Below are 22,121 nucleotides of genomic sequence, written 5' to 3'. Positions count from 1 at the left end.
AACCAGCTGATATAAAGGAAGCCCCGGTCAGAATCTGCCGGGGCTTTTCTTTTATTGATCCGGATCAACGGCTCAAATACAAGGCTTCTCATACGACCATGGTCGTGGGACGGCAATGGGCGAAATCTCTAGACTGCGCTGCAGTAGTTTCAGTAGCCCGAGATAACAATCCATGTACCGTGATCGTATCCGCTTGTCCTCCCTGCACAGCAAGGTAATGAGTGCGGCTGATGCCGCTGGTCTGATCGAGGACGGCATGACTGTCGGCATGAGCGGCTTCACCCGCGCCGGCGAAGCCAAGGCCGTACCGCATGCACTGGCCGAACGTGCCAAGCAATCGCCACTGAAAATCAGCCTGATGACCGGCGCCAGCCTGGGCAATGACCTGGACAAACAACTGACCGAGGCCGGTGTGTTGGCCCGCCGCATGCCGTTCCAGGTCGACAGCACCCTGCGCAAAGCCATCAATGACGGCCAGGTGATGTTCATTGACCAGCACCTGTCGGAAACCGTCGAGCAACTGCGCAACCAGCAGCTGAAGCTGCCGGACATCGCGGTCATCGAAGCCGTGGCCATCACCGAGCAAGGCCACATCGTGCCAACCACTTCGGTGGGCAACTCGGCCAGCTTCGCGATCTTCGCCAAGCAGGTGATTGTGGAGATCAACCTCTCGCACAACACCAACCTCGAAGGCCTGCACGACATCTATATCCCAACCTACCGCCCGACTCGCACGCCAATCCCGCTGGTCAAGGTGGACGACCGTATCGGCAGCACCGCGATCCCGATCGATCCGGCCAAGATCGTCGGTATCGTCATCAGCGACCAGCCGGACTCGCCGTCCACTGTGCTGCCGCCAGATGATGAAACACAGGGCATCGCCGACCACCTGATCAACTTCCTCAAGAAGGAAGTGGATGCAGGCCGTATGACCAACAAGCTCGGCCCGCTGCAAGCCGGCATTGGCAGCATTGCCAATGCGGTGATGTGCGGCCTGATCGAGTCGCCGTTCGAAGACCTGACCATGTACTCCGAAGTACTGCAGGACTCCACCTTCGACCTGATCGACGCCGGCAAGCTTAGCTTCGCATCCGGCAGCTCGATCACCCTGTCGACGCGCCGCAATGCCGATGTGTTCGGCAACCTGGAGCGCTACAAGGACAAGCTGGTGCTACGCCCGCAGGAAATCTCCAACCACCCGGAAGTAGTGCGTCGCCTGGGCATCATCGGTATCAACACCGCACTGGAGTTCGATATCTACGGCAACGTCAACTCCACCCACGTCTGTGGCACCAGGATGATGAACGGCATCGGTGGCTCCGGCGACTTCGCCCGTAACGCCCACCTGGCGGTGTTCGTCACCAAGTCGATTGCCAAAGGCGGGGCGATTTCCAGCGTGGTGCCAATGGTCAGCCATGTCGACCACACCGAGCACGACGTGGACATCCTGGTCACCGAGCAGGGCTTGGCGGACCTGCGTGGCCTGGCGCCGCGCGAACGGGCGCGAGCGATTATCGACAACTGTGTGCACCCAGACTACCGCGCTGCGCTGAACGACTACTTCGACCGCGCCTGCCAGCGTGGCGGCCATACCCCGCACATCCTGCGTGAAGCCCTGAGCTGGCACGAAAACCTGGAAGAAACCGGGCGCATGCTGGCCAGCTGATCCAGATGTGGTACGGAACGGCGGCCCTGCTTCCGCTGTTCCGGCCTCTTCGCGGGCTTGCCCGCGAATGGGCCATAACAGTCAAACCCTTCTATCACTACGCCACTCCTCTACTAGTAGAATAATCTGTACTACTGTACTGGTTCTTTCAGACCTTCCCGACTGACAAATCCCCTTCTTCGAATCAAAACGCACCAAATAAGTGCGGACCAGTACAGTTACGCCTATTTCGAGTGCAACAGTAGGGTTACACAGTTAACTGAGCCATCGTCTTTCAACCGAACTGTATCTACTGTTATGGACGACAGAGGAGGATCATTGGCATCAGTTAAATCACTACCTAATGCCGCCATAAGCGGAAGGATGAAGCATCATGGAACGTACCCTCAGTTCCGGTCTGGTTTTTGAAAGCAACGCCCAGCAATCCAACACTTCGCTGCCACTGCGCGCATTGTCGACCCTGCTGCTGTGGCAGCGCCGTATGACCAGCCGTCGTCAACTGGCTCGCCTGGACTCCCGCCTGCTGGCAGACGCCGGTATCAGCGAGTCGCAGCGTTACGAAGAGCTGAGCAAGCCTTTCTGGCGCTAAGCTCCCGGCTTGCCGGCTTCGCCGGCACCGTGAATTCCTCAAACCCGTTGCAGGTGACTGCAGCGGGTTTTTTATTGCCCGAGAGACGCGCAGTCGCGTGCTTCAGATTGCGACCAGTACAGTTTTACAAAAATGAAAATTCGCCTTAACAGTTGTCTGGCACAGCAGTCGTTGTCATCTCTACGCAGCACTGCGTGATACGCTTGGCCTAACCGTCTGCTAGAACCCGTTGATGAAAACGTACCGTGACGAGCCCTGCAAACGTCCGATACAGCAGAACCAACCTGACCTACCCAGGAGTCCACATCATGAACCGTAAACACCTGCTTGGCGCCGCCCTGCTGCTTGGCCTGGCTGGCACTGCCAATGCCACCAGTTTCGTTGTCACCACCGACGCGGTAGTGGGCGCCGTTGCTGCCTCCACCGACGCCACATCCGACGTGAGCTCTTCCTTCCGCGACGACAAGATTGTCCAGGCAGCCCGCGATGACGCAGCCAGCTTCGTCGGCACTCAGGGCGCTATCCGCGGCGCCCGACTGGAAAGCGCCTTTGTGCACATCCGTTCGAACATGCCGGCCCTGCAAGCCAGCGATGCACAGCTGGCCCAGGCCATCCTGGCACTCTGATACGCGCCATGCACAACAGGTGCGTTGGCTTCGGCCCTCGCACCTGAGGTAGGCTTCGCCGTTCATTTTTCCAGCCTTCAAGAAAGCTCATGCGTTATCTGTTGCCATTGCTGTTCGCCGCCGCAGGCATGGCCAGCGCCCATGCCATGGATACCACCACACAAAGCCTGGTCATCACCGGCTATGTCACCAGCCAGGTCACAGTCGCACCATTCGATCGCAAACTGCTTACACAGGCCCGCGACGATGCCGCCGCATTCGTTGCCAGCGACGGGCTGATCCGTGGTGCACGCCTGGAAGCCGCCCTGGAATCATTACGCCACAATTGCGCACGGCACGCCGTCGGCGATCTGGAACTGGCGCAGGCAATTCTCGTCCAATAACTACATCTGACTCCCTGTATTTTTCGGAGATGCTCCATGCGCAAACCGCTGATTGCCGCTTCCCTCGGCATGCTGCTGCTGGCCGACCTGGCCCAGGCACAGACCCTGGTGGCCACCAGCAACATCATCGTGCGTGCCTTTGGCCGCTCGATCGACTTCACCTCAGACACCACCACCTCGATCCGCGACTCCAAAGTGGTGCGCGAAGCCCACGACGACGCTGCAAGCTTCGTCGCCAGCAACGGTGACATCCGCGGCGTCCAACTCGAGGCGGCCTTCAGTACCCTGCGCGAGCGAGTACCGGAAGCGCGCGGCGCCAGCGACCAGGTATTGGCTGAAGCCATACTCGCACTGTGAAGCGCGTGCGTGCCTGGCTGCTTGGCTGCGCCCTGACGCTGCTCGGCACGCCCGCCTTGGCCGACCTGCAGCTTGAGCTGCAGGCGTCCGGCCTCGACCCACAACAAACAAAAGCCTCCCAAGCCCTGCTCGACGAGGCCATGGGCAAGCTGCCACCGCGCTTCAAGCAACAGCTGGACCGCCGCGTGCGGGTCAGCTGGAGCGACAACATGCCTGCCGACGCCTATGGGCAGGCATCACTGATATCCACCCTCGAGCTCAACCGCCGCTTGCTGCCCAGCCTCGCCGATGGCAGCGCCGCCGCTAAGCGCACCGACCGCCCACATGGCACGGTGCGTGAAGAGCTGCTGGCCACCGTGCTGCACGAGCTCACCCATCTCTACGACCGTGCCCGCCTGTGGCCCAGCGCCGAAAATGCGCTGATTGCACGCTGCAAACGCCAGCAAGGCACGCTGGGCAAGGTCGGCCTGCCGGAAGAATGCCGCGGGCAGGCCGAGCGCCGCTTCACCCTGAGCGACGACCCACGCCTGCTCGACCTGGCCGGGTGGCAGCAGTACGTGGGCCGACGAGGCGAGCGCGAACAGCACAATGGCCAATTCGTGCGCAGCCCCGACAGCTATGAGTTGAGCAGCTCCAAGGAATACATCGCGGTCAACATGGAGTATTTCCTCCTCGACCCGAGCTACAGCTGCCGTCGCCCGGCGCTGTATCAGTACCTTCGCGAACACTTCGGCTGGGCACCCCAACAGGACACCTGTGCCAAGGGCCTGCCATTCATCAATGCCGGCAGCGACTTCGCCCGCCAGCCCCTAGGTGAAATAGACCCGGAAAGGGTCTACGAAGTGGACTATCTGCTGGCTGAAGCCAATCAGAACCTGGTCAGCCGCTGGGGGCACAGCATGCTGCGCCTGGTGATCTGCAAGCCGGGCCGCCCACGCGGACCAGACTGCCGCCTGGACCTCGATCAAAGCCTGGTGCTGTCGTACCGCGCCTTCGTCAACGACGTGCAACTGTCCAGCTGGGACGGCCTGGTCGGCAACTACCCGTCGCGGCTATTCGTGCTGCCGCTGGGCCAGGTGATCGACGAATACACCAAGACCGAGCTGCGCAGCCTGGCCTCGGTGCCCTTGAAGCTCAGCCGCGACGAAATCGAGAACCTGGTGCGCCAGGCCGCCGAGATGCACTGGAGCTATGACGGCAACTACTGGTTCCTGTCCAACAACTGTGCCGTGGAGTCGTTGAAGCTGCTGCGCAGCGGCACCGCCAATCCACGCCTCAACGACCTGGACAGCATCATGCCCAACGGTTTGCTGGCAGTGCTCAAGGGCAGGGGGTTGGCAGACACCAGCGTGCTTGATAACCCGCGCGAAGCGTTACGCCTGGGCTACCGCTTCGATTCTTACCGCGACCGGTACCAGGCCATGTTCGAGGTGCTGAGAAAGCAGTTGCCAATCAAGCAAGCTCTGGTTGAAGACTGGCTGGCCCTCAATGCCGAGCAGCGCCGTAGCTGGTTCGCCAAGGCTGACCTGCGCACCAGTGCGGCACTGCTTCTGCTTGAGCAGGCCAGCCTGCGCCGGCAGCTTCTGCTGGCCCAGGACGAGGTCAAGCAGCGTTACCTGAATGCCGCAGCCTTGAAGGATGGCAGCATCAACAAAGCCGATGCCACGCTCAAGCAAATGCTTGCCAACAGCGGTTTTCTCAGCCGCCCGGCAGAGTTGCTCGATTCCAAAGGCTACGGGCTGCCGCAGCCAGAAGAGCGCAAGCACCTGGAGCAGGTGAGCAGAGAGCGCCAGGCACAGCTGTTGCGCTTGAGCACAAGCCTGGACAAAGAGGTGAGGGCGCTGCTGGAGCCGTCGCGAGCCAAGGAAATTGCAGCGGTCGAGGCAAACGTGAAGCAGATCGGCGAGCACTTGCGAGCGTTGCACAAGGCTGCTGGTGGCCTGCAGTTGTGATGTATGAAGGGCTGGCCCTTTCGCGGGCGAGCCCGCGCCTACAGGCGCTCCTCATCTTCCGAGGGCAAATCCTCATCCAGATGCAGCCAAGCCAACCGGCTGCCTGCCCAGATATGTCGGTTGGCTCGTACCCGCTCAGGGTGATCCAGCGTCGCCACCGTCACATCGATCGTCTGCGGGCTATGCGTGGTCACCAGCGCCACATGCGCCCCACACTGCCCACAGAAGTAGCGGCTGCAACTGGCAGGCGCCACATAGCAGCTCGGCTCGCCCCTTAACCACTGGAACCCAGAACGGGGCAGGGTAAGCCAGGTGACCACCAGTCCACCGCTGACCCGCCTGCAGATCGAACAATGGCAGTGGGCAATGTCCGTCAGGTTGCCCTCCAGCCGATAACGCAGGGCTCCACAATGGCAGCCACCTTCGGTTACATCCTGCATCACCTACCTCTCGTCACCTTTGCTTCAGCGAAAGCTGGCTGAAAGCTTGCCCTTTTAGGATAGCGCCCACTACCGGCACAAGACCGGTCAGCCAGGGCACCCGGTCAATACCGCGCCCGGCCCAATCAACAACAACAATGGTGATTCTGATGTCTTCCTGTGCCCGCCTTTTCGTAGTCCCCCTCCGCATGCTCCCCGCACAGCGCCCTACGCGCTGATACGCCCGAATCGACTGTCCTTTCGCCGCGCCACGCCTGGAGTATTGCCATGCTGACCTTCCTCGGCTTTGCCATGGTCATCACGTTCATGTACCTGATCATGACCAAGCGCCTTTCGGCCTTGATCGCGCTGATTCTGGTACCGATCCTGTTCGCCCTGTTCGGTGGTTTTTCCGCCAAGATCGGCCCCATGATGCTAGAGGGCATCAGCAAGCTCGCACCTACCGGCGTGATGCTGATGTTCGCCATCCTCTATTTCGCCCTGATGATCGATTCCGGCCTGTTCGACCCGGCCGTTCGCAAGATCCTCAAGCTGGTCAAGGGCGATCCGCTGAAAGTCTCGGTCGGCACCGCTGTACTGGCCCTGGTGGTCTCGCTCGACGGTGACGGCGCCACCACCTACATGATCTGCTGCGCCGCCATGCTGCCGATGTACAGCCGCCTGGGCATGAGCCCGCGGATCATGGCCGGCCTGATCATCCTCGCCGGCGGCGTGATGAACATGACCCCATGGGGTGGGCCGACCGCGCGTGCTGCCAGCGCCCTGCACGTAGACCCGTCAGACATCTTCGTGCCGATGATCCCGGCCATGCTGTTCGGTGTACTGGCGATCCTGGCCATTGCCTACATGTATGGCAAGCGTGAGCGTGCCCGCCTGGGCGAACTGCATCTGCCTACCGACGACATCGACCACAGCGAAATCACCGTCTCGCAGTACCCGGACGCACGCCGGCCCAAGCTGCTGTACTTCAACGGTGCCCTGACCGCTGCCCTGATGGTCGCGCTGATCGCCGGCCTGCTGCCGCTGCCAGTGCTGTTCATGATTGCCTTCAGTATCGCCATGATCGTCAACTACCCGTGCCTGCAACAGCAGAAAGACCGCATCGCCGCCCACGCCGGCAGCGTACTGGCCGTGACCGGGCTGATCTTCGCCGCCGGCATCTTCACCGGCATCCTGTCCGGCACCGGCATGGTCGACGCCATGTCCAAGAGCCTGCTGGCGGTCATCCCCGAGGCGCTGGGCCCATACTTGGCCGTAATCACCGCGATCGTGAGCATGCCGTTCACGTTCTTCATGTCCAACGATGCGTTCTACTACGGCGTGCTGCCGGTGCTGGCCGAAGCCGCCAGCCACTATGGCATCACCCCGGTGGAAATGGCCCGTGCGTCGATCGTCGGGCAGCCGGTACACCTGCTCAGCCCGCTGGTACCCTCCACCTACCTGCTGGTAGCCCTGGCCGGTATCGAGTTCGGCGATCATCAGCGCTTCACGCTCAAGTGGGCAGTGCTGGTATGCCTGTGCATAATGCTCGGCGCACTGCTGATGGGGATTTTCCCGCTGTTCAGTAGTCTTTAATACATCCGTATCACGTACGCGACGCGCCCTGACCGGGGCGCGTTGCCATTACCGCTCGAAGGAAAATACATGGAATGGCTGACCAGCCCGGAAATCTGGGTTGCCTTTTTCACCCTTACCGCGCTTGAGATCGTCCTCGGTATCGACAACATCATAATGATCTCGATTCTGGTCAGCCGCATGCCCAAGCACATGCAGCCACGCACCCGGATCTTCGGCCTGGCCCTGGCCATGGTCACCCGTATCATGCTGCTGCTGTCGATTACCTGGGTCATGCGCCTCACCGCCGACCTGTTCGTGGTCTTTGGCCAAGGCATCTCCGGGCGTGACCTGATCCTGTTCTTCGGTGGCCTGTTCCTGCTGTGGAAGAGCTCGCAAGAGATCTACCACGGTCTGGAAGGCGAGGACGAGAACGCAGAGGAGCCCAAAGGCGCAGGTGGCAAGTTCTTCTACACCATCATCCAGATCGCCATCATCGACATCGTGTTCTCGCTGGACTCGGTGATCACCGCTGTGGGCATGGTTTCCCACGTACCAGTGATGATCGCCGCCATCGTCGTGGCCGTGCTGGTGATGATGCTGTGCGCCGGCGCCATCAGCAATTTCATCGACAAGCACCCGTCGCTGAAGATGCTCGCGCTGTCGTTCCTGATCGTGGTCGGTACTGTACTGATCGCTGAAGCGTTCGATGTGCATGTGCCGAAGGGCTATGTCTACTTCGCCATGGCCTTCTCGCTGGGGGTGGAAGCCATCAACATACGCATGCGCACCGCCATGGCCCGCAAGGAAGGCAAGGATCATGAACCGGTGAAACTGCGCAAGGACATTCCGGGTCAATAAGGCCAAGGAAGTGCAGCACAACAAGGGCCCTTCGCAGGGCCCTTTTTAATGCCTTTTTTCTGTGCGTTTTTTCCTGCGCGTTGTCACTGTGGAGGCTTGCCCGCGAAGCAGCCCCCACGGGCAGTCATTCGTTTCAAGATCTGTTTCAAATAAATGACTGCCATGCGAAGCTGGCGACAGCTGCGCAAAACAACTAAAGCTTTGAGTGAGCACTGAAAATTCTTCAAACGCTCACGTTTCTTTTCTTGGCCCGATGGGCCTATGCAACAGGGGGCCTTCGCCATGCTGACCCTGCTCAACCTGCTCTCGGCCGTGACGCTTCTGGTCTGGGGTACCCACATTGTGCGCACCGGCATCCTCCGGGTATTCGGCTCGAACCTGCGACGCATCATCAGCCAGAACATGGACAAGCGCCCGCTGGCATTCATCGCCGGTATTCTGGTCACGGCCATGGTTCAAAGCAGCAACGCCACGGCCATGCTGGTCACCTCTTTCGTCGGCCAAGGCCTGATGGCCATGACCCCGGCCTTGGCGATCATGCTGGGTGCCGATGTGGGTACCGCACTGATGGCCCGGGTACTGACCTTCGACCTGTCTTGGCTGTCGCCACTGCTGATCTTCCTTGGCGTGATCTTCTTCCTTTCGCGCAAGCAGACACGGGCCGGCCAATTGGGCCGAGTTGGCATCGGGCTTGGCCTGATCATCCTGGCACTTGAGCTTATCGTGCAGGCAGCTGCGCCGATCACCCATGCCCAGGGCGTGAAAGTGCTGTTTGCCTCACTGACCGGCGACATCATGCTCGACGCTCTGGTCGGTGCAATGTTCGCCATGATTTCCTATTCCAGCCTGGCCGCCGTTCTGCTCACAGCGACACTGGCCGGCGCCGAACTGATCAGCTTGCCGGTAGCCATCGGGCTGGTGGTCGGCGCCAACATCGGCAGCGGGCTGCTGGCCTTCATCAGTACCAGCATGCAGAACGCCGCCGGGCGACGGGTGGCCTTGGGCAGCCTGCTGTACAAGCTGATCGGCCTGGTGCTGATCATCCCTGTGCTGCACCCGCTGGTGGCATGGATGGACTCGCTGAGTTTCAGCCCTCAGGAACTGGTCATCGGCTTTCACCTGCTCTACAACACGCTGCGCTGTCTGATCATGCTGCCCACGGTCAAACCGATGGGTCGGCTGTGCAACGCCCTGCTACCTGAACGGGAAATCGGCAATGGTCAGGTGCGCCCGCGCCACCTTGACGCCTCGGCCCTGGAAACGCCCAGCCTGGCCCTGGCCAACGCCGCCCGCGAGACTTTGCGCCTGGGGGACATCGTCGACAGCCTGCTCGAAGCCATGCTTGGAGCCCTGCGTGGCACCCAGACCGCCATGCCACAGCAAGTTCGCGCCTTGGGCGAAGACGCCGAAGCCCTGTACAGCGCAATCAAGCTGTACCTGGCGCAGATGTCACGGGAAGACCTCAGCGAACAGGACAACCGCCGCTGGGCCGAAATCATCGAGCTGTCGATTAACCTCAAACTCGCCTGCGACCTGATCGAACGCATGCTGCGCAAGGTCCAGCAGCAGAAAACCAGCCAGCGTCGGGAATTTTCCCAGGTAGGCCTGGAAGAGCTGACCGGCCTGCAGGAGCAATTGCTGGCCAACCTGCGCCTGGGCCTGTCGGTGTTCCTCAGTGCCGACCCGGAAAGCGCCCGCTTGCTGCTGCGGGAAAAACGCCGGTTCCGGGCCCAGGAACGGCGCCTCGCCCACGCCCATGTCAGCCGCCTGCAGCGCAAGGTCGTGCAAAGTATCGAGACCAGTTCGCTACACTTGGAGCTGATCGCCGACATGAAGCGGTTGAACTCTTTGTTCTGTAGCAGTGCCTATGTGGTACTGGGCGGCTCGGACACCGGAGGGCTGATGCTCGACAGTGTGCCCGATGAAGCCCGCCTGCCGTGATTTCTCCTAGCTGAGGACCCTCGCTCGCCCATGCGTTGCCTGATGTTCGTTTGCCTGCTGATCTGCAGCCTGCCCTCGTTCGCCCTCGACCGCTCGCGGGTTGAAGGCTACCTGTTGCCCAATGGTCTGCAGGTCATCCTGAAAGACGGCTACGAACGTGACCATGTGGCGATTCGTCTGGTGGTCGGCGTGGGCCTGGATGATTTCGACTGCGAGCAGAAAGAGCTGCCACACCTGCTTGAGCACCTGCTGTTCAGTGGCATCGACGAAACAGGCGAAGGCGGGCTGGAAGAGCGCCTGCAAGCGCTCGGCGGAGAGTGGAACGCCTATACCAGCAGTGCCGACACCACCTTTGTCATCGAGGCCCCGGCACGCAACCAGCGAAAGGTCCTCGACCTGCTGTTGGCAGTCATCCGCGATACCACCATCGACGCCAAGGCCTTGGCCACCGCCAAGCGCATCATAGAGCGCGAGGATGGCGGCCACTATGGCCATCTGCAGCGCTGGCTCGACCGCCAGGATATCGGCCACCCCGCCAGCGACCAGTTGGCCACCGAGCTGGGGCTGAAATGCCCGGAGCGCTCCAACCTCGACGACATGACCTTGGCGCAAGTTCAGGCGTTGCGTGACCGCTGGTACGCCGCCAACAACATGACCCTGATCATGGTCGGTGGCCTCGACCGCCTGCTTCCGGCCTATCTGGAGCGGTCGTTTGGCGAACTGCCCGCCACTGAACCCGAAGAGCGCCGCAACCTTGAAAGCATCACCCGACAGGCCGAGCAGCGCCGCAACCTGACCCGCGGCTGGCTGGGTGATGGCGTCAAATTGCACTGGCTGTTCATCGAGCCGGTGCTGGACAATGACCACCAAGCCACCCTCGACCTGCTGTCGCGCTACCTGGACTGGGCGCTGTACGACCAGCTGCGCCTGCGCAACGAGCTGTCCTACGGCCCCTCCGTGCAGCGTGAGAGCTTTGGCGACACCGGCTTGCTCAGCCTCAATGCGGACCTTGAGCGCGATGACATCGACAAGGCTGTCAAGGTGATGCAGGCCCTGTTCGACCACCTGCGCAAGGAAGGCCTGGACCCGGACACCTTCGCCCGCATCAAGGAAGCCAGCATCGCCAAGGAAAGCTGGAGCACCCAAGGCAACAGCGCCTTGGCCGACTACTACTGGGGGGCGCTGAACGACTATACCGACGGGCGCTTTGCCAACCCGATGCGCAAGCTGCGCCAGGTCAGCCTGGAACAGGCCAACGAGGCATTGAAGGATCTGCTCAAGGAAGATGGCTATGTGCGCATCGAAAAGCCGTTGCTAGGCTATGACGAGCTTTACGGGCTGATGGCCTTGCTTGTGGGGCTGGGCCTGGCGGCGGGGCTGTTGCGCTGGCGGCGGCATGGACCTGAACGGCCCAGTGGTGCTACACGGCAGCGGTAAATCGGCGGTATCCTTTTGCCAGTACCGACCCTTTCGCGGGCTTGCCCGCGAAGAGGCTGGCACAGCCACCTCACTTTTCTGTCGTAGCCCCCAATGCCCCAAATCCCCCATATCGTCCAGCGCATCATCGAACTACTCAAGCGCTACCCCGGCATCATTGCGCTCGGCGGTTTCCTCTCCGGTATCGGCAGCTTCATCCTGGTCGACCGCCAGGCTGGCCTGGCCAGCTGGGTCGCCGTGCTCATGCTGGTCAGCTGGGTCTGGCTGATGCTGGAGAACACCCTCACCGGGCTATTCGCGCGCACTTTCAACCGCGAGATCCCTCAGCCGCTGCTGCGCTACGCAACGCAGATGATCCACCAGGAAACGCTGTTCTTCGTGCTGCCGTTCTTTTTCATCACCACCACCTGGAACAGCGGTCAGCTGGTCTTCACCGGCTTGCTCGGCGCCGCCGGCCTGGTTTCGATCACCGACCCGCTGTACTACAAGTGGCTGGCACCACGGCGCTGGCTGTTCCTGGCGCTGCATACCCTGACGTTGTTCGCCGCTCTGCTGACCGCGCTACCGATCATCCTGCACCTGACCACCGCACAAAGCTTCAAGCTGGCCCTGATCGCAGCCATGGCCTTGTCGTTCCCCAGCCTGGCCAGCAGCTTCCCGATCAACAACTGGCGCCGCGCCGTGGCACTGGTGCTGGTTACCCTGTCGGTCGGTGCCGGCGGCTGGCTGCTGCGCTCCTGGGTACCGCCGGCAACCCTGTGGATGACCGAGGTGGCGGTGAGTACCGAAGTAATGAACCGCCAACCGGGCGACTCGCTGGACGAAATTGCCGCCAGCCGCATCCGCAGCAGTGGCCTGTATGCCTACACCGCCATCAACGCGCCACGCGGCCTGAACGAGCGGATCTACCACGTGTGGCAGAAGGACGGCCAAGAGGTCGACCGCATTGCCCTGGACATCCACGGCGGGCGCAAGGAAGGCTATCGTGCCTGGACCCACAAGCAGAACTTCCCGCCCAACCCGGTAGGCAAGTGGCAGGTGAGGGTGCTGACCGAGGATGGGCAAGTGATCGGCGTGCTGCGCTTCAAGGTGGTCAATGATGCACCCGCGAGTAGTTGACCCCCTGCCTTGCGCAGCACAAGGCGGCTCCAGGTCACTGTTGCCAAGCGTACACACAGCACATAATCACCAAACAGCCCATGCCCCCTGCGCTATGATCAGCCCCTAAGCCTTAGCGCCGAGTCAATTGCATGGAGCCTATGACCAACCCCAGCGCCACCCTGGACACCAGCAGCCAACCGGCCTGCCTGCGTATTACCGGTGACTGGACCCTGGCACACTACGCCAACCTCAAGCGCGAGAGCGAGCGCCTGCGCTCGCAGTGCCCTGCCGACACCGTCGCCGACCTCAGCCAGCTGGGCCGCCTGGACACTGCCGGCGCTTCGCTGCTGGCCGAACTGCTAGGCTCCGAGCGCCTGTCGCACTGCACCCACGCGCTGCCTGAAGCCAGCCAGGCGCTGCTGAAAAACGTCTACTGTTCGGTCCAGGATTACTGCATCCCGGTCAAGGAGCCCGAGCGCAATGTGCTGTTGCTGCTGCTGGAGCGTATCGGCCGCGCCGTCGGCACGCTGTGGCAGGACAGCATGCAGCTGCTTGGTTTCGTCGGTGTGATTCTGGAAACCTTGCTGCGCCGCGCCTTCCAGCCACATCGCTGGCGCTTCACTCCTGTGGTGGCACATATTGAGCAGACCGGGCTGGACGCCGCGCCCATCGTTGCGTTGCTGACCTTTCTGGTAGGCGCCGTAGTCGCTTTTCTCGGTGCCACGGTGCTGGCCGACTTCGGCGCGACCATTTTCACCGTCGACCTGGTCGCGTTCTCGTTCCTGCGCGAGTTCGCCGTGCTGCTGACAGCCATTCTCATGGCCGGCCGCACTGCCAGCGCGTTCACCGCGCAGATCGGCTCGATGAAGGCCAACGAAGAAATTGACGCCATCCGCACGCTGGGCCTCAACCCCATGGAGCTGCTGGTGGTGCCGCGGGTACTGGCTCTGCTGATTTCGCTGCCGTTGCTCACCTTTGTCGCCATGATCTGCGGCATCGTTGGCGGGGCGGTGGTATGCGCCCTGACACTGGATATTTCACCGGCCATGTTCCTGTCGCTGCTGCAAACCGACATTGGCGTGCAGCACTTCCTGGTAGGCCTGGCCAAGGCACCGTTCTTCGCCTTCCTGATCGCCGCCATCGGCTGCCTGGAAGGCTTCAAGGTCAGCGGCAGCGCCGAGTCGGTGGGGGCACACACCACCTCGGCAGTGGTGCAGTCGATTTTTGTGGTCATCGTGCTGGATGCGGTGGCAGCGCTGTTCTTCATGGAGATGGGCTGGTGAGTGGCCAGAATTGCGTAATCGAAGCCCGCGGCATCTGCAACCGCTTCGGCCGCCAGGTGGTGCATGAAAACCTTGACCTTGACCTGTACCGCGGCGAAATCCTCGCCGTGGTAGGCGGTTCAGGCAGCGGCAAATCGGTGCTTCTGCGCAGCATCATTGGGCTGCGCCGGCCCAATGAAGGGCAGATCAAGGTGCTCGGCCAGGACCTGACCGGCCTGCGCGAAGAACAGCGTTCACTGGTCGAACGGCGCTTTGGCGTGCTGTTCCAGAAGGGGGCGCTGTTCTCTTCGCTGACGGTGACCGAAAACGTGGCCTTGCCGCTGATCGAGCACGCCGGGCTGTCCCGTAGCGATGCCGAGCACCTGGCCGGGGTGAAACTGGCCCTTGCCGGGTTGCCGATCTCGGCTGCCGACAAGTACCCGGCCTCGTTGTCGGGGGGCATGATCAAGCGCGCAGCGCTGGCCCGCGCCTTGGCCCTGGACCCGGACATCCTGTTCCTCGACGAACCCACGGCAGGCCTGGACCCGATCGGTGCCGCGGCATTTGACCAGTTGATCCTTACCCTGCGCGATGCGCTGGGCCTGTCGGTGTTCCTGATCACCCACGACCTCGACACCCTGTACACCATCACCGACCGCATCGCGGTGCTGTCGCAAAAGAAGGTCCTGGTGGCCGGCCCGCTGGCCGAGGTCGAGAAGACCAACGACACCTGGATCCAAGAATACTTTCACGGCCCACGCGGGCGCGCAGCCGAACAGGCTGCCACCCGTGCCGGGCAGGAGCGCTGAGCAATGGAAACCCGAGCCCATCACGTCCTCATAGGCCTGGTCACCGTTCTGGTGGTGACAGGGGCCATGCTGTTCGGCCTGTGGCTGGCCAAGTCCAGTGTCGACGACGCCTTCAAGGATTACGAAGTGGTGTTCAACGAAGCCGTGTCCGGCCTTTCTCCCGGCAGCACGGTCCAGTACAACGGCATCAAGGTGGGCGACGTGTCCACCCTGCGTCTGGACCCGAAAGACCCGCGCCGGGTACTGGCACGCGTGCGCCTGAGCGCCGATACCCCGGTGAAGGAAGACACCCAGGCCAAGCTGACCCTGGCCGGCGTCACCGGCAACTCGTTCATCCAGCTCAGCGGCGGCACCCCGCAAAGCCCCGAGCTTAAAGGCAAGGATGGCAAGCTGCCGGTGATCATCGCTTCGCCATCGCCAATCTCGCGTCTGCTCAACGACAGCAGCGACCTGGTGACCAACATCAACATGCTGCTCCATAACGCCAACCAGATGTTCTCCGAGGACAACATAGGCCACCTCAGCAACACGCTGGCCAACCTCGACAAGACCACCGGCGCCTTTGCCGGCCAGCACGGCAGCATCGCCGAGGCCATCGCACAGCTGGTGCAGGTGGGCAAGCAGGCCAGCGCCACCCTGGCCGAAACCCAGGCATTGATGCGCAATGCCAACGGCCTGCTGGATAGCGAAGGCAAACAGGCGATCGGCAGCGCCGAACAGGCCATGCAGTCACTGGCCCAAAGCACGGCAACCATCAATAACCTGCTCCAGAACAACAGCGAGGCTATCGGTGACGGCGCCCAGAGCCTGAACCAGCTCGCCCCGGCCATTCGTGAACTGCGCGAAACCCTGAACGCACTCAAAGGCATTTCCCGGCAACTGGAGGCCGACCCAAGCGGCTACCTGCTTGGCCGCGACAACAACAAGGAGTTCCAGCCATGAATCCGTCGCTGCGCCTGCTGACCCTGGCGGCCTCGCTGAGCCTGGCCAGTGCCTGCTCGATCCTGCCGCAGAGCGAACCTGTGGATCTTTATCGCCTGCCGGTGAACCAGCCCAGCCGCACAGCGCCGCCGCTGGACTGGTCATTGCGCCTGAACAAGCCGCTGGCCAGTGAAGTGTTGGCCGGGCCAAGGATTGCCGTGGTTCCCCAGGGCAATGTGGTGAGCAGCTACAAGGGCGCGCGCTGGAGCGATGCGGCCCCGGTGCTGCTGCGTAACCGCTTGCTCGACGGGTTCCAGCGTGAGGGCCAGGTACAGCGCCTGAGCGCTGACGACAGTAACCTGCAGGCAGACTACGAGCTGGCCGGCGAGCTGCAGGCATTTCAGAGTGAATACCGCACGGATGGGGCAGTGGAGGTGGTGATCCGCTATGACGCTCGCTTGGTCCAGGGCCGCAACCAACGCATCCTGGCCAGCAAGCGCTTCGAAATCCGCCAACCGCTGGACGACAAACAGGTATCAGCAGTGGTCGCCGGCTTCGGCCAGGCCAGCGACCAGCTGGTGGGGCAAGTCGTGAACTGGACCATCACCCAGGCCAACCAGGCACAACTGAAGCTTCAGGCAAAGAACCAGTAGCAGACGAAGATCGCCGCGACCACCCCTGAAAACTCGGCCAGCAGTGCGCAACCGACCGCATGGCGCACGCGCTGGATGCCCACGGCACCAAAGTACACGGCCAGTACGTAGAAGGTGGTTTCGGTGCTGCCCTGAATCGTCGCTGCCACCAAGGCAGCGAAACTGTCCACGCCTTGGGTCTGCATGGTCTCGATCAGCATTGCCCGCGCTGCGCTGCCAGAGAACGGCTTGACCAGCGCGGTGGGCAGGCCCTCGACGAAGCGCGTGTCCAGTCCCATCCAGCTAACCGCATGGCGGATACCGTCCAGGGCCAGCTCCAGGGCACCAGAGGCGCGCAGCACACCCACCGCCACCAGCATCGCCACCAGGTAGGGCAGCAGGCTCTTGGCCACATCGAAGCCTTCCGTGGCGCCTTCGACAAAGGCTTCATACACCTTCACCCGCTTCAGGGCGCCCACCACCAGGAACAGCATGATCACGCCAAACAGCGTGAGGTTGCCCAGGAGCGACGACAGGCTGGCCAGCGCGGCGGCCGACAGGGTGCCAAGAAAAGCCATGAAGCCTCCCAGCAGCAAAGCGCCGGGGATGAAGTAGGCAAGCACCACCGGGTCCCACAGACGCAAACGCTGCATCACTGCCACCGACAGCAGACCAACCAGGGTCGAGACGCTGGTCGCTAGCAGGATTGGCAGAAACACCATGGTCGGGTCTGGCGCGCCTTGCTGGGCCCGGTACATGAAGACAGTTACCGGTAGCAGGGTCAGCGACGAGGCGTTGAGCACCAGAAACAGGATCTGCGCGTTGCTCGCGGTGGTGCTGCCGGGGTTCAGCTCCTGCAGCGCGCGCATGGCCTTCAGGCCAATCGGCGTAGCAGCGTTGTCCAGTCCCAGGCCGTTGGCAGCGAAGTTCATGGTGATCAGGCCCAGGGCTGGGTGGCCGGGCGGCACCTCCGGCATCAGGCGGGCGAACAACGGGCCCAGCACCCTGGCCAACCATTCGACGATGCCGGCCTTTTCGGCGATTTTGAGAAAGCCCAGCCACAGGGTCAGTGTGCCGAACAGCAGCACCATCACCTCGACCGACAGCTTGGCCATGGCGAAGATGCTTTCGACCATTGCCGCGAAGATGCCTGCGTTGCCACCCACCAGCCATTGGGCTATGGCGGACAACGCCGCCACCAGGAAAAAGCCGAGCCAAAGGCCGTTGAGCATCCGTATGTTCCCCCTGAAAAGTGCCCGAATAATAGCGTATCGCAGCTGGTGACTGGAGACCGCGGGCCTGACACAGGGACTGTATAACCCTTAAGACTGCGCGCCCCCTCAGCGTTCGAGCAAGACTGTCGCTGCCACTAGAGGCCCAGGTTCTCGCAGATAGCAAAAAGCCCCGACAAGTCGGGGCTCTTGGTCAAACAGCCATCAGGCTCAGCGCTTGGCGGTTTCGCCAACCACTGCAGCTCCCTGCTTCTCGGCCATCAGCGAGGCGTAGTACTGCTCGCCCTTGACCGCGTCGTACATGCCTTCCCAGCGAGCAATGACCAATGCAGCCAAGGCGTTGCCCACAACGTTCAGTGCAGTACGGGCCATGTCCATGATGCGGTCCACGCCCGCGATGAAGGCCAGGCCTTCCAGCGGAATGCCCACGCTGCCCAAGGTGGCCAGCAGTACCACGAACGATACGCCCGGCACACCCGCGATACCTTTGGAAGTGACCATCAGGGTCAGCACCAGCAGCAGCTGCTGGCTCCACGACAGGTCGATACCGTACAACTGGGCAATGAAGATCGCCGCGATGCTCTGGTACAGGGTCGAACCGTCGAGGTTGAACGAATAGCCGGTCGGTACCACGAACGAGCAGATCGACTTCGGCGCGCCGTACTTCTCCATCTTCTCGATCACCCGCGGCAGCACGGTTTCCGAACTGGAGGTGGAGTAGGCCAGGATCAGCTCATCTTTCATGATGCGCATGATCTTGATCACCGAGAAGCCGAACAGGCGGGCAACCAGGCCCAGTACCATGAAGGCGAAGAAGGCGATGGCGAAGTACACCAGCACAACCAGCTTGGCCAGCGGCAGCAGCGAGCTGAAACCGAAGTTGGCCACGGTCACCGCAATCAGGGCGAACACGCCGATCGGGGCGTAGTTCATGATCATGTGGGTGACCTTGAACATGGTCTCCGAAACAGCCTGGAAGGTACGCACCAGCGGGTCACGCAGCTCTGCCTGCAGGCTCGACAGACCCAGGCCGAACATCACCGAGAAGAAGATGATCGGCAGCATTTCGCCACGCATCAGCGCTGCGAAGATGTTCGACGGAATCAGGTTGAGTAGGGTTTCGATGAACGCGTGCTCATGTTGCACTTCGGCCGCTGTCGCCTGGTACTTGGAGATATCCACAGTGCCCAGGGTGCTCATGTCGATGCCGGCACCCGGATGGAACAGGTTGGCCAGCACCAGGCCTACGACGATGGCGATCGTGGTCACCACTTCGAAGTAGATGATGGTCTTCAGGCCGATGCTGCCCAGCTTCTTCGCGTCGCCAACACCGGCGATGCCCACGATCAGCGACGAAATCACGATCGGGACGACGATCATCTTGATCAGGCGGATGAAGATGTCACCAGCGGGCTGAAGGACGTTGCTGATCCACCATGCCTTTTCTGCACTGAAATGATTCAGTAGCGCGCCGATTGCAACACCCAGGACCAGACCGATAACGATCTGCCAGGCGAGGCTCAGTTTTGCCTTCTTCATGTCTTTACCCTTTGTTTTAGTGGTCATGGCACCTGGCGGAAACACGCGTAACAGAGCCATAGGCAAGGTCACGAGCAGTAAGGACTTCCGTCAGGCGACGTCATGTAAGGACACCGCAGGCGAGCGACAGGGCGCTCTGGCCAGCGAAAAAGGCGGCAACTATTGCGACGGCAAGGGGCGAAAGCTAATGCCTGAAATGCATAGCCCATGCCGTTTATGCATACTGTTTTCGACCTAGCCGGCAGCTTCGCAAGTGCTTGATTTATAACATTCGGAATCCCGAACAAGACCAAACCGCCATATTTCGGCAGATTTGGCGGGACAGATAGGACACGAAAGATGGCCTGTTCGACAATCCGAATGGCGGAAATGCCACTTGTAGCAGCGCCAGGAAGGTCGAAAAAAAATTGATGTACGGTCGAGACAAAATGTGTCCCAGGGGAAAAAACGCGCAAGAGAGGCGACGTTTCCTACATGGCTCCTCGGAAGTCAGGTCTGGCAAGGTATCCCTGTGACACCGCCGACCTGAGACTTCCGATTCCGCCTTTCCTGACCCGGCCCATTACTGGAGGCACTCCCTGTACCCCTAGGCCACTCCGGTCCTGTAACAATCAGAGCAGCCCGACCCCTTGGTCATGTGCTACCCCTCCTCGGGGCGGCGCATCATAGAAGGCTGAACTATAGAAAGCTTCAGCTTCTATTACGTGACAGTGAGTGACCTTTTATCCGTACCGGCAACCATGCTCAGTACCAGTTCGGGTCACGCTTGAGCTGCTCCTGCAGCATTGCCTTCATGCCGTCGTCAGGTTCGCCCAGCCAGCGGTACTGCGCATGACGGGTGGGCGACTTGTCGCTCGGCAAACCTTCGGGCACCTCGACGAGCATCCCGTAGGCATCATCCTTGTCCCAGCTGAACGCCACGATCAGCCGCTTGTAGGTGCAATTGTCCTGTTTTTCGCACAGCGGGCCGACCAGGTACTTGTCGCCGTCCTCAGTAACGGCAGACATCTGCTGCTGGGCACTGCCGGTCAGATTGACCACCCAATCGGGCAGGCGTTCCTCGCCTTCGAGGGTGTCCTGCCAGGTTTCCCGGTACTCCGGGTCGGAGCCGAGCAGTTGGTCGACCCGAACCTGGCCGTCATTGGCCGCCATGGCCGCCGCGCTGCCGCCCAGCAACAGGGCGGCGACCACGGCTGAACGAAGCTTCCTGCTCATCTTCAACCTCGTCCGCGTCCAAAGAAGAAGGAGGCTACAAACAACACCAGGAAGACAATGAACAGGATCTTGGCGATACCTGTAGCAGCGCCCGCGATACCACCGAAGCCCAGTACAGCGGCGACAATGGCGATGATGAGGAAAGTGATAGCCCAACTCAGCATGGTAGTTCTCCTTTCTTTTTGCGGAATCGATCCGGCCGCCTGGTCAAAAAACCCAGCGTTCCTGGGGAACAACTTTTTCCACAGTGGCCGGTGAGGCAATGGCCTGGCCAGCGGGCTGCCAGTCAGCGGCCTTGACCAAGGTGTTGGCACGAGTTGCCTGAATTTGCGTCAACAGGGCAGTCTGAGCCGCCACCTGCTCAGCCAGACGCGCCGTCTGCAAGCTGTAATAGAAGAGGCCAGCGGCCAAGGTCAGCAGCATCGCCATGCCGAGTGTCAGCATCTGGCGCAAAGGCAGTGCAGCGCTCTGCGAGCGGTTGACGGATTGGCGGTTCATGCTGGCTCCTCCTGCTGTATTTTTTGTTCAAACCTGAACAGGTAATTGCAGCCTGCATGCCAGCCTTTTGATTTAAATAAAACCCTTACAAATCAACTAGTTAGTGATTATTAAAAGACACCGTGAGGACGTATCCTGCACGATGACGCCTGTGTGGTCGTGCGAATTGCACGATCAGCCTTCCACCTTGGTCGCGACTTTCAGCAGGTCAGCATCCACGCCCCGTACGCCGATGATCTGCCGCGCGATCTCCACGGCGATGGTTTTCTGCTCCGCGCTGACCACCTCGCCCGAGAGCCGCACCATGCCTGCTTCGCTGGCCACCTTCAGGTTCAGGCCATCGAGGTTGCGGCTGAAGCGATAACTGCTCTGGATCTTGTCGACGATCCAGCTGTCGCTTGGCTGCGGCCCGATTGGCGCGCCCGCCGGTGTTTCCCGCGCCTTGGCCATGGCGGCGGTATCGAGGCTGACCAGGTTGTTGACCAGGTACACGCCGTCGGTGGTACGCGCTACCACGCCCGCCAGCTCCTTGGCTTCGGCACTGTCGACCTTGCCACGCAACGTCACCACACCCTCGCTGCTCTGTACTTCTATAGGTGCCTTTTCGGTGGTACGGCTCCACAACAGCCGAGCACGGATCACCGCCGCCAGGGTCACGTCCTCCAGGCGCTGGGCGTAGGCACGCAGCTCCTGCGGACGCTCCACCAGTTGGGCATTGAGTTGCAGCAGGTTCTCTACCTGTTCGATGCCCCGGGTAGCACGGGCCACGTCCTCGGCCAGCTGCCGCTCGACCTCGTTCTCCACCTCACCGGAAAGCCGCGCCTGCTTGCCGTCCACTTCAACCTTGATGCGAAATGAATCAAGCATGCGGTTCAGTGACAAGGCGGTTTGCAGGGCGCCTTCCAGGCGCGCGTCCTGCACAGGGTCGGCGAATGCCGGGGTAAAGATTGGCAGCAGGGTGGCGGCCAAAACGGCTGTACGCAGGGAAAAGGGCATGACAGCGCCTCCTTCGTGGGCAAAATCTGAAAATCATCGCAACCAATGTGCCAGCGCGTGCCTCTAAGCAAATCATTGAAGAATCACGGCTTGTAGACATCGTTTGGCCA

The 22,121-nt window shown here is 61.4% G+C and carries 22 protein-coding genes; 15 read left to right on the top strand and 7 right to left on the bottom strand.

Annotated features, from left to right (window positions below; all coding sequences use genetic code 11):
- Positions 1-172 precede the first annotated feature (172 nt).
- From N5D53_RS22765 to N5D53_RS22740, 6 genes are all read left to right on the top strand, one after another.
- A complete protein-coding gene (locus tag N5D53_RS22765; RefSeq protein ID WP_003252922.1) occupies positions 173-1,666 on the top strand; it encodes an acetyl-CoA hydrolase/transferase family protein in 1,494 nt (497 codons plus the stop codon).
- A 373-nt stretch (positions 1,667-2,039) separates the two neighbouring features.
- On the top strand, positions 2,040-2,255 hold the full coding sequence (locus N5D53_RS22760; RefSeq protein ID WP_003252924.1) for a DUF1127 domain-containing protein: 216 nt from the start codon (positions 2,040-2,042) through the stop codon (positions 2,253-2,255).
- Positions 2,256-2,563: 308 nt separating this feature from the next.
- Positions 2,564-2,881: a DUF2388 domain-containing protein gene (locus N5D53_RS22755; protein WP_014589278.1), complete on the top strand. Its 318-nt coding sequence runs from the start codon at positions 2,564-2,566 to the stop codon at positions 2,879-2,881.
- 89 nt (positions 2,882-2,970) lie between these two features.
- Positions 2,971-3,264, top strand: a complete 294-nt coding sequence (locus N5D53_RS22750) for a DUF2388 domain-containing protein (protein WP_010951544.1) — start codon at positions 2,971-2,973, stop codon at positions 3,262-3,264.
- 36 nt (positions 3,265-3,300) lie between these two features.
- Entirely contained in the window at positions 3,301-3,621 is a 321-nt protein-coding gene (locus N5D53_RS22745; RefSeq protein WP_020192357.1) for a DUF2388 domain-containing protein, read from the top strand.
- On the top strand, positions 3,618-5,573 hold the full coding sequence (locus N5D53_RS22740; protein WP_121160917.1) for a DUF4105 domain-containing protein: 1,956 nt from the start codon (positions 3,618-3,620) through the stop codon (positions 5,571-5,573). Before N5D53_RS22745 ends, N5D53_RS22740 begins: the two co-directional genes overlap by 4 nt.
- Before the next feature lie 38 nt (positions 5,574-5,611).
- Here N5D53_RS22740 and N5D53_RS22735 read toward each other — a convergent pair whose 3' ends face one another.
- Entirely contained in the window at positions 5,612-6,013 is a 402-nt protein-coding gene (locus tag N5D53_RS22735) for a GFA family protein (protein WP_104960558.1), read from the bottom strand.
- A 267-nt stretch (positions 6,014-6,280) separates the two neighbouring features.
- Between N5D53_RS22735 and N5D53_RS22730 the strand changes: the two genes are divergently transcribed.
- The 9 genes from N5D53_RS22730 to N5D53_RS22690 all read left to right on the top strand — a co-directional run bounded on the left by N5D53_RS22730 (position 6,281) and on the right by N5D53_RS22690 (position 16,552).
- Positions 6,281-7,588 carry a CitMHS family transporter gene (locus N5D53_RS22730; RefSeq protein WP_010951541.1) on the top strand — a complete coding sequence of 436 codons (1,308 nt, stop codon included), beginning with the start codon at positions 6,281-6,283 and terminating at the stop codon, positions 7,586-7,588.
- 69 nt (positions 7,589-7,657) lie between these two features.
- The gene (locus N5D53_RS22725; RefSeq protein ID WP_003252940.1) at positions 7,658-8,428 is read left to right on the top strand and encodes a TerC family protein; all 771 of its coding nucleotides are present in this window, start codon (positions 7,658-7,660) and stop codon (positions 8,426-8,428) included.
- Positions 8,429-8,710: 282 nt separating this feature from the next.
- Positions 8,711-10,369: a Na/Pi cotransporter family protein gene (locus N5D53_RS22720; protein WP_129933001.1), complete on the top strand. Its 1,659-nt coding sequence runs from the start codon at positions 8,711-8,713 to the stop codon at positions 10,367-10,369.
- A 30-nt stretch (positions 10,370-10,399) separates the two neighbouring features.
- Complete coding sequence (locus N5D53_RS22715; RefSeq protein ID WP_010951538.1) at positions 10,400-11,806, top strand: pitrilysin family protein; 1,407 nt, start codon at positions 10,400-10,402, stop codon at positions 11,804-11,806.
- 93 nt (positions 11,807-11,899) lie between these two features.
- Entirely contained in the window at positions 11,900-12,925 is a 1,026-nt protein-coding gene (locus N5D53_RS22710; protein ID WP_064490879.1) for a DUF5924 family protein, read from the top strand.
- A 131-nt stretch (positions 12,926-13,056) separates the two neighbouring features.
- Positions 13,057-14,190: an MlaE family lipid ABC transporter permease subunit gene (locus N5D53_RS22705; protein WP_064490880.1), complete on the top strand. Its 1,134-nt coding sequence runs from the start codon at positions 13,057-13,059 to the stop codon at positions 14,188-14,190.
- Positions 14,187-14,978, top strand: coding sequence for an ATP-binding cassette domain-containing protein (locus N5D53_RS22700; RefSeq protein ID WP_010951535.1), 792 nt, complete (start codon positions 14,187-14,189; stop codon positions 14,976-14,978). Before N5D53_RS22705 ends, N5D53_RS22700 begins: the two co-directional genes overlap by 4 nt.
- Before the next feature lie 3 nt (positions 14,979-14,981).
- Positions 14,982-15,920 (top strand): MlaD family protein, encoded by a 939-nt coding sequence (locus tag N5D53_RS22695; protein WP_010951534.1) that lies wholly within the window; start codon positions 14,982-14,984, stop codon positions 15,918-15,920.
- The gene (locus N5D53_RS22690) at positions 15,917-16,552 is read left to right on the top strand and encodes an ABC-type transport auxiliary lipoprotein family protein (RefSeq protein WP_014589268.1); all 636 of its coding nucleotides are present in this window, start codon (positions 15,917-15,919) and stop codon (positions 16,550-16,552) included. Before N5D53_RS22695 ends, N5D53_RS22690 begins: the two co-directional genes overlap by 4 nt.
- Here N5D53_RS22690 and N5D53_RS22685 read toward each other — a convergent pair.
- The 6 genes from N5D53_RS22685 to N5D53_RS22660 form a co-directional block, all read right to left on the bottom strand.
- Positions 16,534-17,763, bottom strand: a complete 1,230-nt coding sequence (locus N5D53_RS22685) for a spore maturation protein (protein WP_190869795.1) — start codon at positions 17,761-17,763, stop codon at positions 16,534-16,536. The two genes, N5D53_RS22690 and N5D53_RS22685, sit on opposite strands and share 19 nt — an antisense overlap.
- A gap of 210 nt (positions 17,764-17,973) precedes the next feature.
- Positions 17,974-19,302 carry a glutamate/aspartate:proton symporter GltP gene (gltP, locus tag N5D53_RS22680; protein WP_064490882.1) on the bottom strand — a complete coding sequence of 443 codons (1,329 nt, stop codon included), beginning with the start codon at positions 19,300-19,302 and terminating at the stop codon, positions 17,974-17,976.
- Positions 19,303-20,046: 744 nt separating this feature from the next.
- Entirely contained in the window at positions 20,047-20,517 is a 471-nt protein-coding gene (locus N5D53_RS22675) for an inhibitor of vertebrate lysozyme family protein (RefSeq protein WP_014861521.1), read from the bottom strand.
- Positions 20,518-20,519: 2 nt separating this feature from the next.
- On the bottom strand, positions 20,520-20,681 hold the full coding sequence (locus N5D53_RS22670) for a DUF1328 domain-containing protein (RefSeq protein WP_003252966.1): 162 nt from the start codon (positions 20,679-20,681) through the stop codon (positions 20,520-20,522).
- A gap of 43 nt (positions 20,682-20,724) precedes the next feature.
- The gene (locus tag N5D53_RS22665; protein ID WP_003252968.1) at positions 20,725-21,015 is read right to left on the bottom strand and encodes a hypothetical protein; all 291 of its coding nucleotides are present in this window, start codon (positions 21,013-21,015) and stop codon (positions 20,725-20,727) included.
- Between the two features lie 174 nt (positions 21,016-21,189).
- A complete protein-coding gene (locus N5D53_RS22660; protein WP_020191152.1) occupies positions 21,190-22,011 on the bottom strand; it encodes a BON domain-containing protein in 822 nt (273 codons plus the stop codon).
- Positions 22,012-22,121: the final 110 nt, after the last annotated feature.

Origin of the sequence: Pseudomonas sp. GD03862, assembly GCF_029840855.1 — a bacterium.
Classification (GTDB): domain Bacteria; phylum Pseudomonadota; class Gammaproteobacteria; order Pseudomonadales; family Pseudomonadaceae; genus Aquipseudomonas; species Aquipseudomonas alloputida.
The sequence above is the reverse complement of the archived record's forward strand: the minus strand, read 5'-3'. Positions and strand labels throughout refer to the sequence as shown.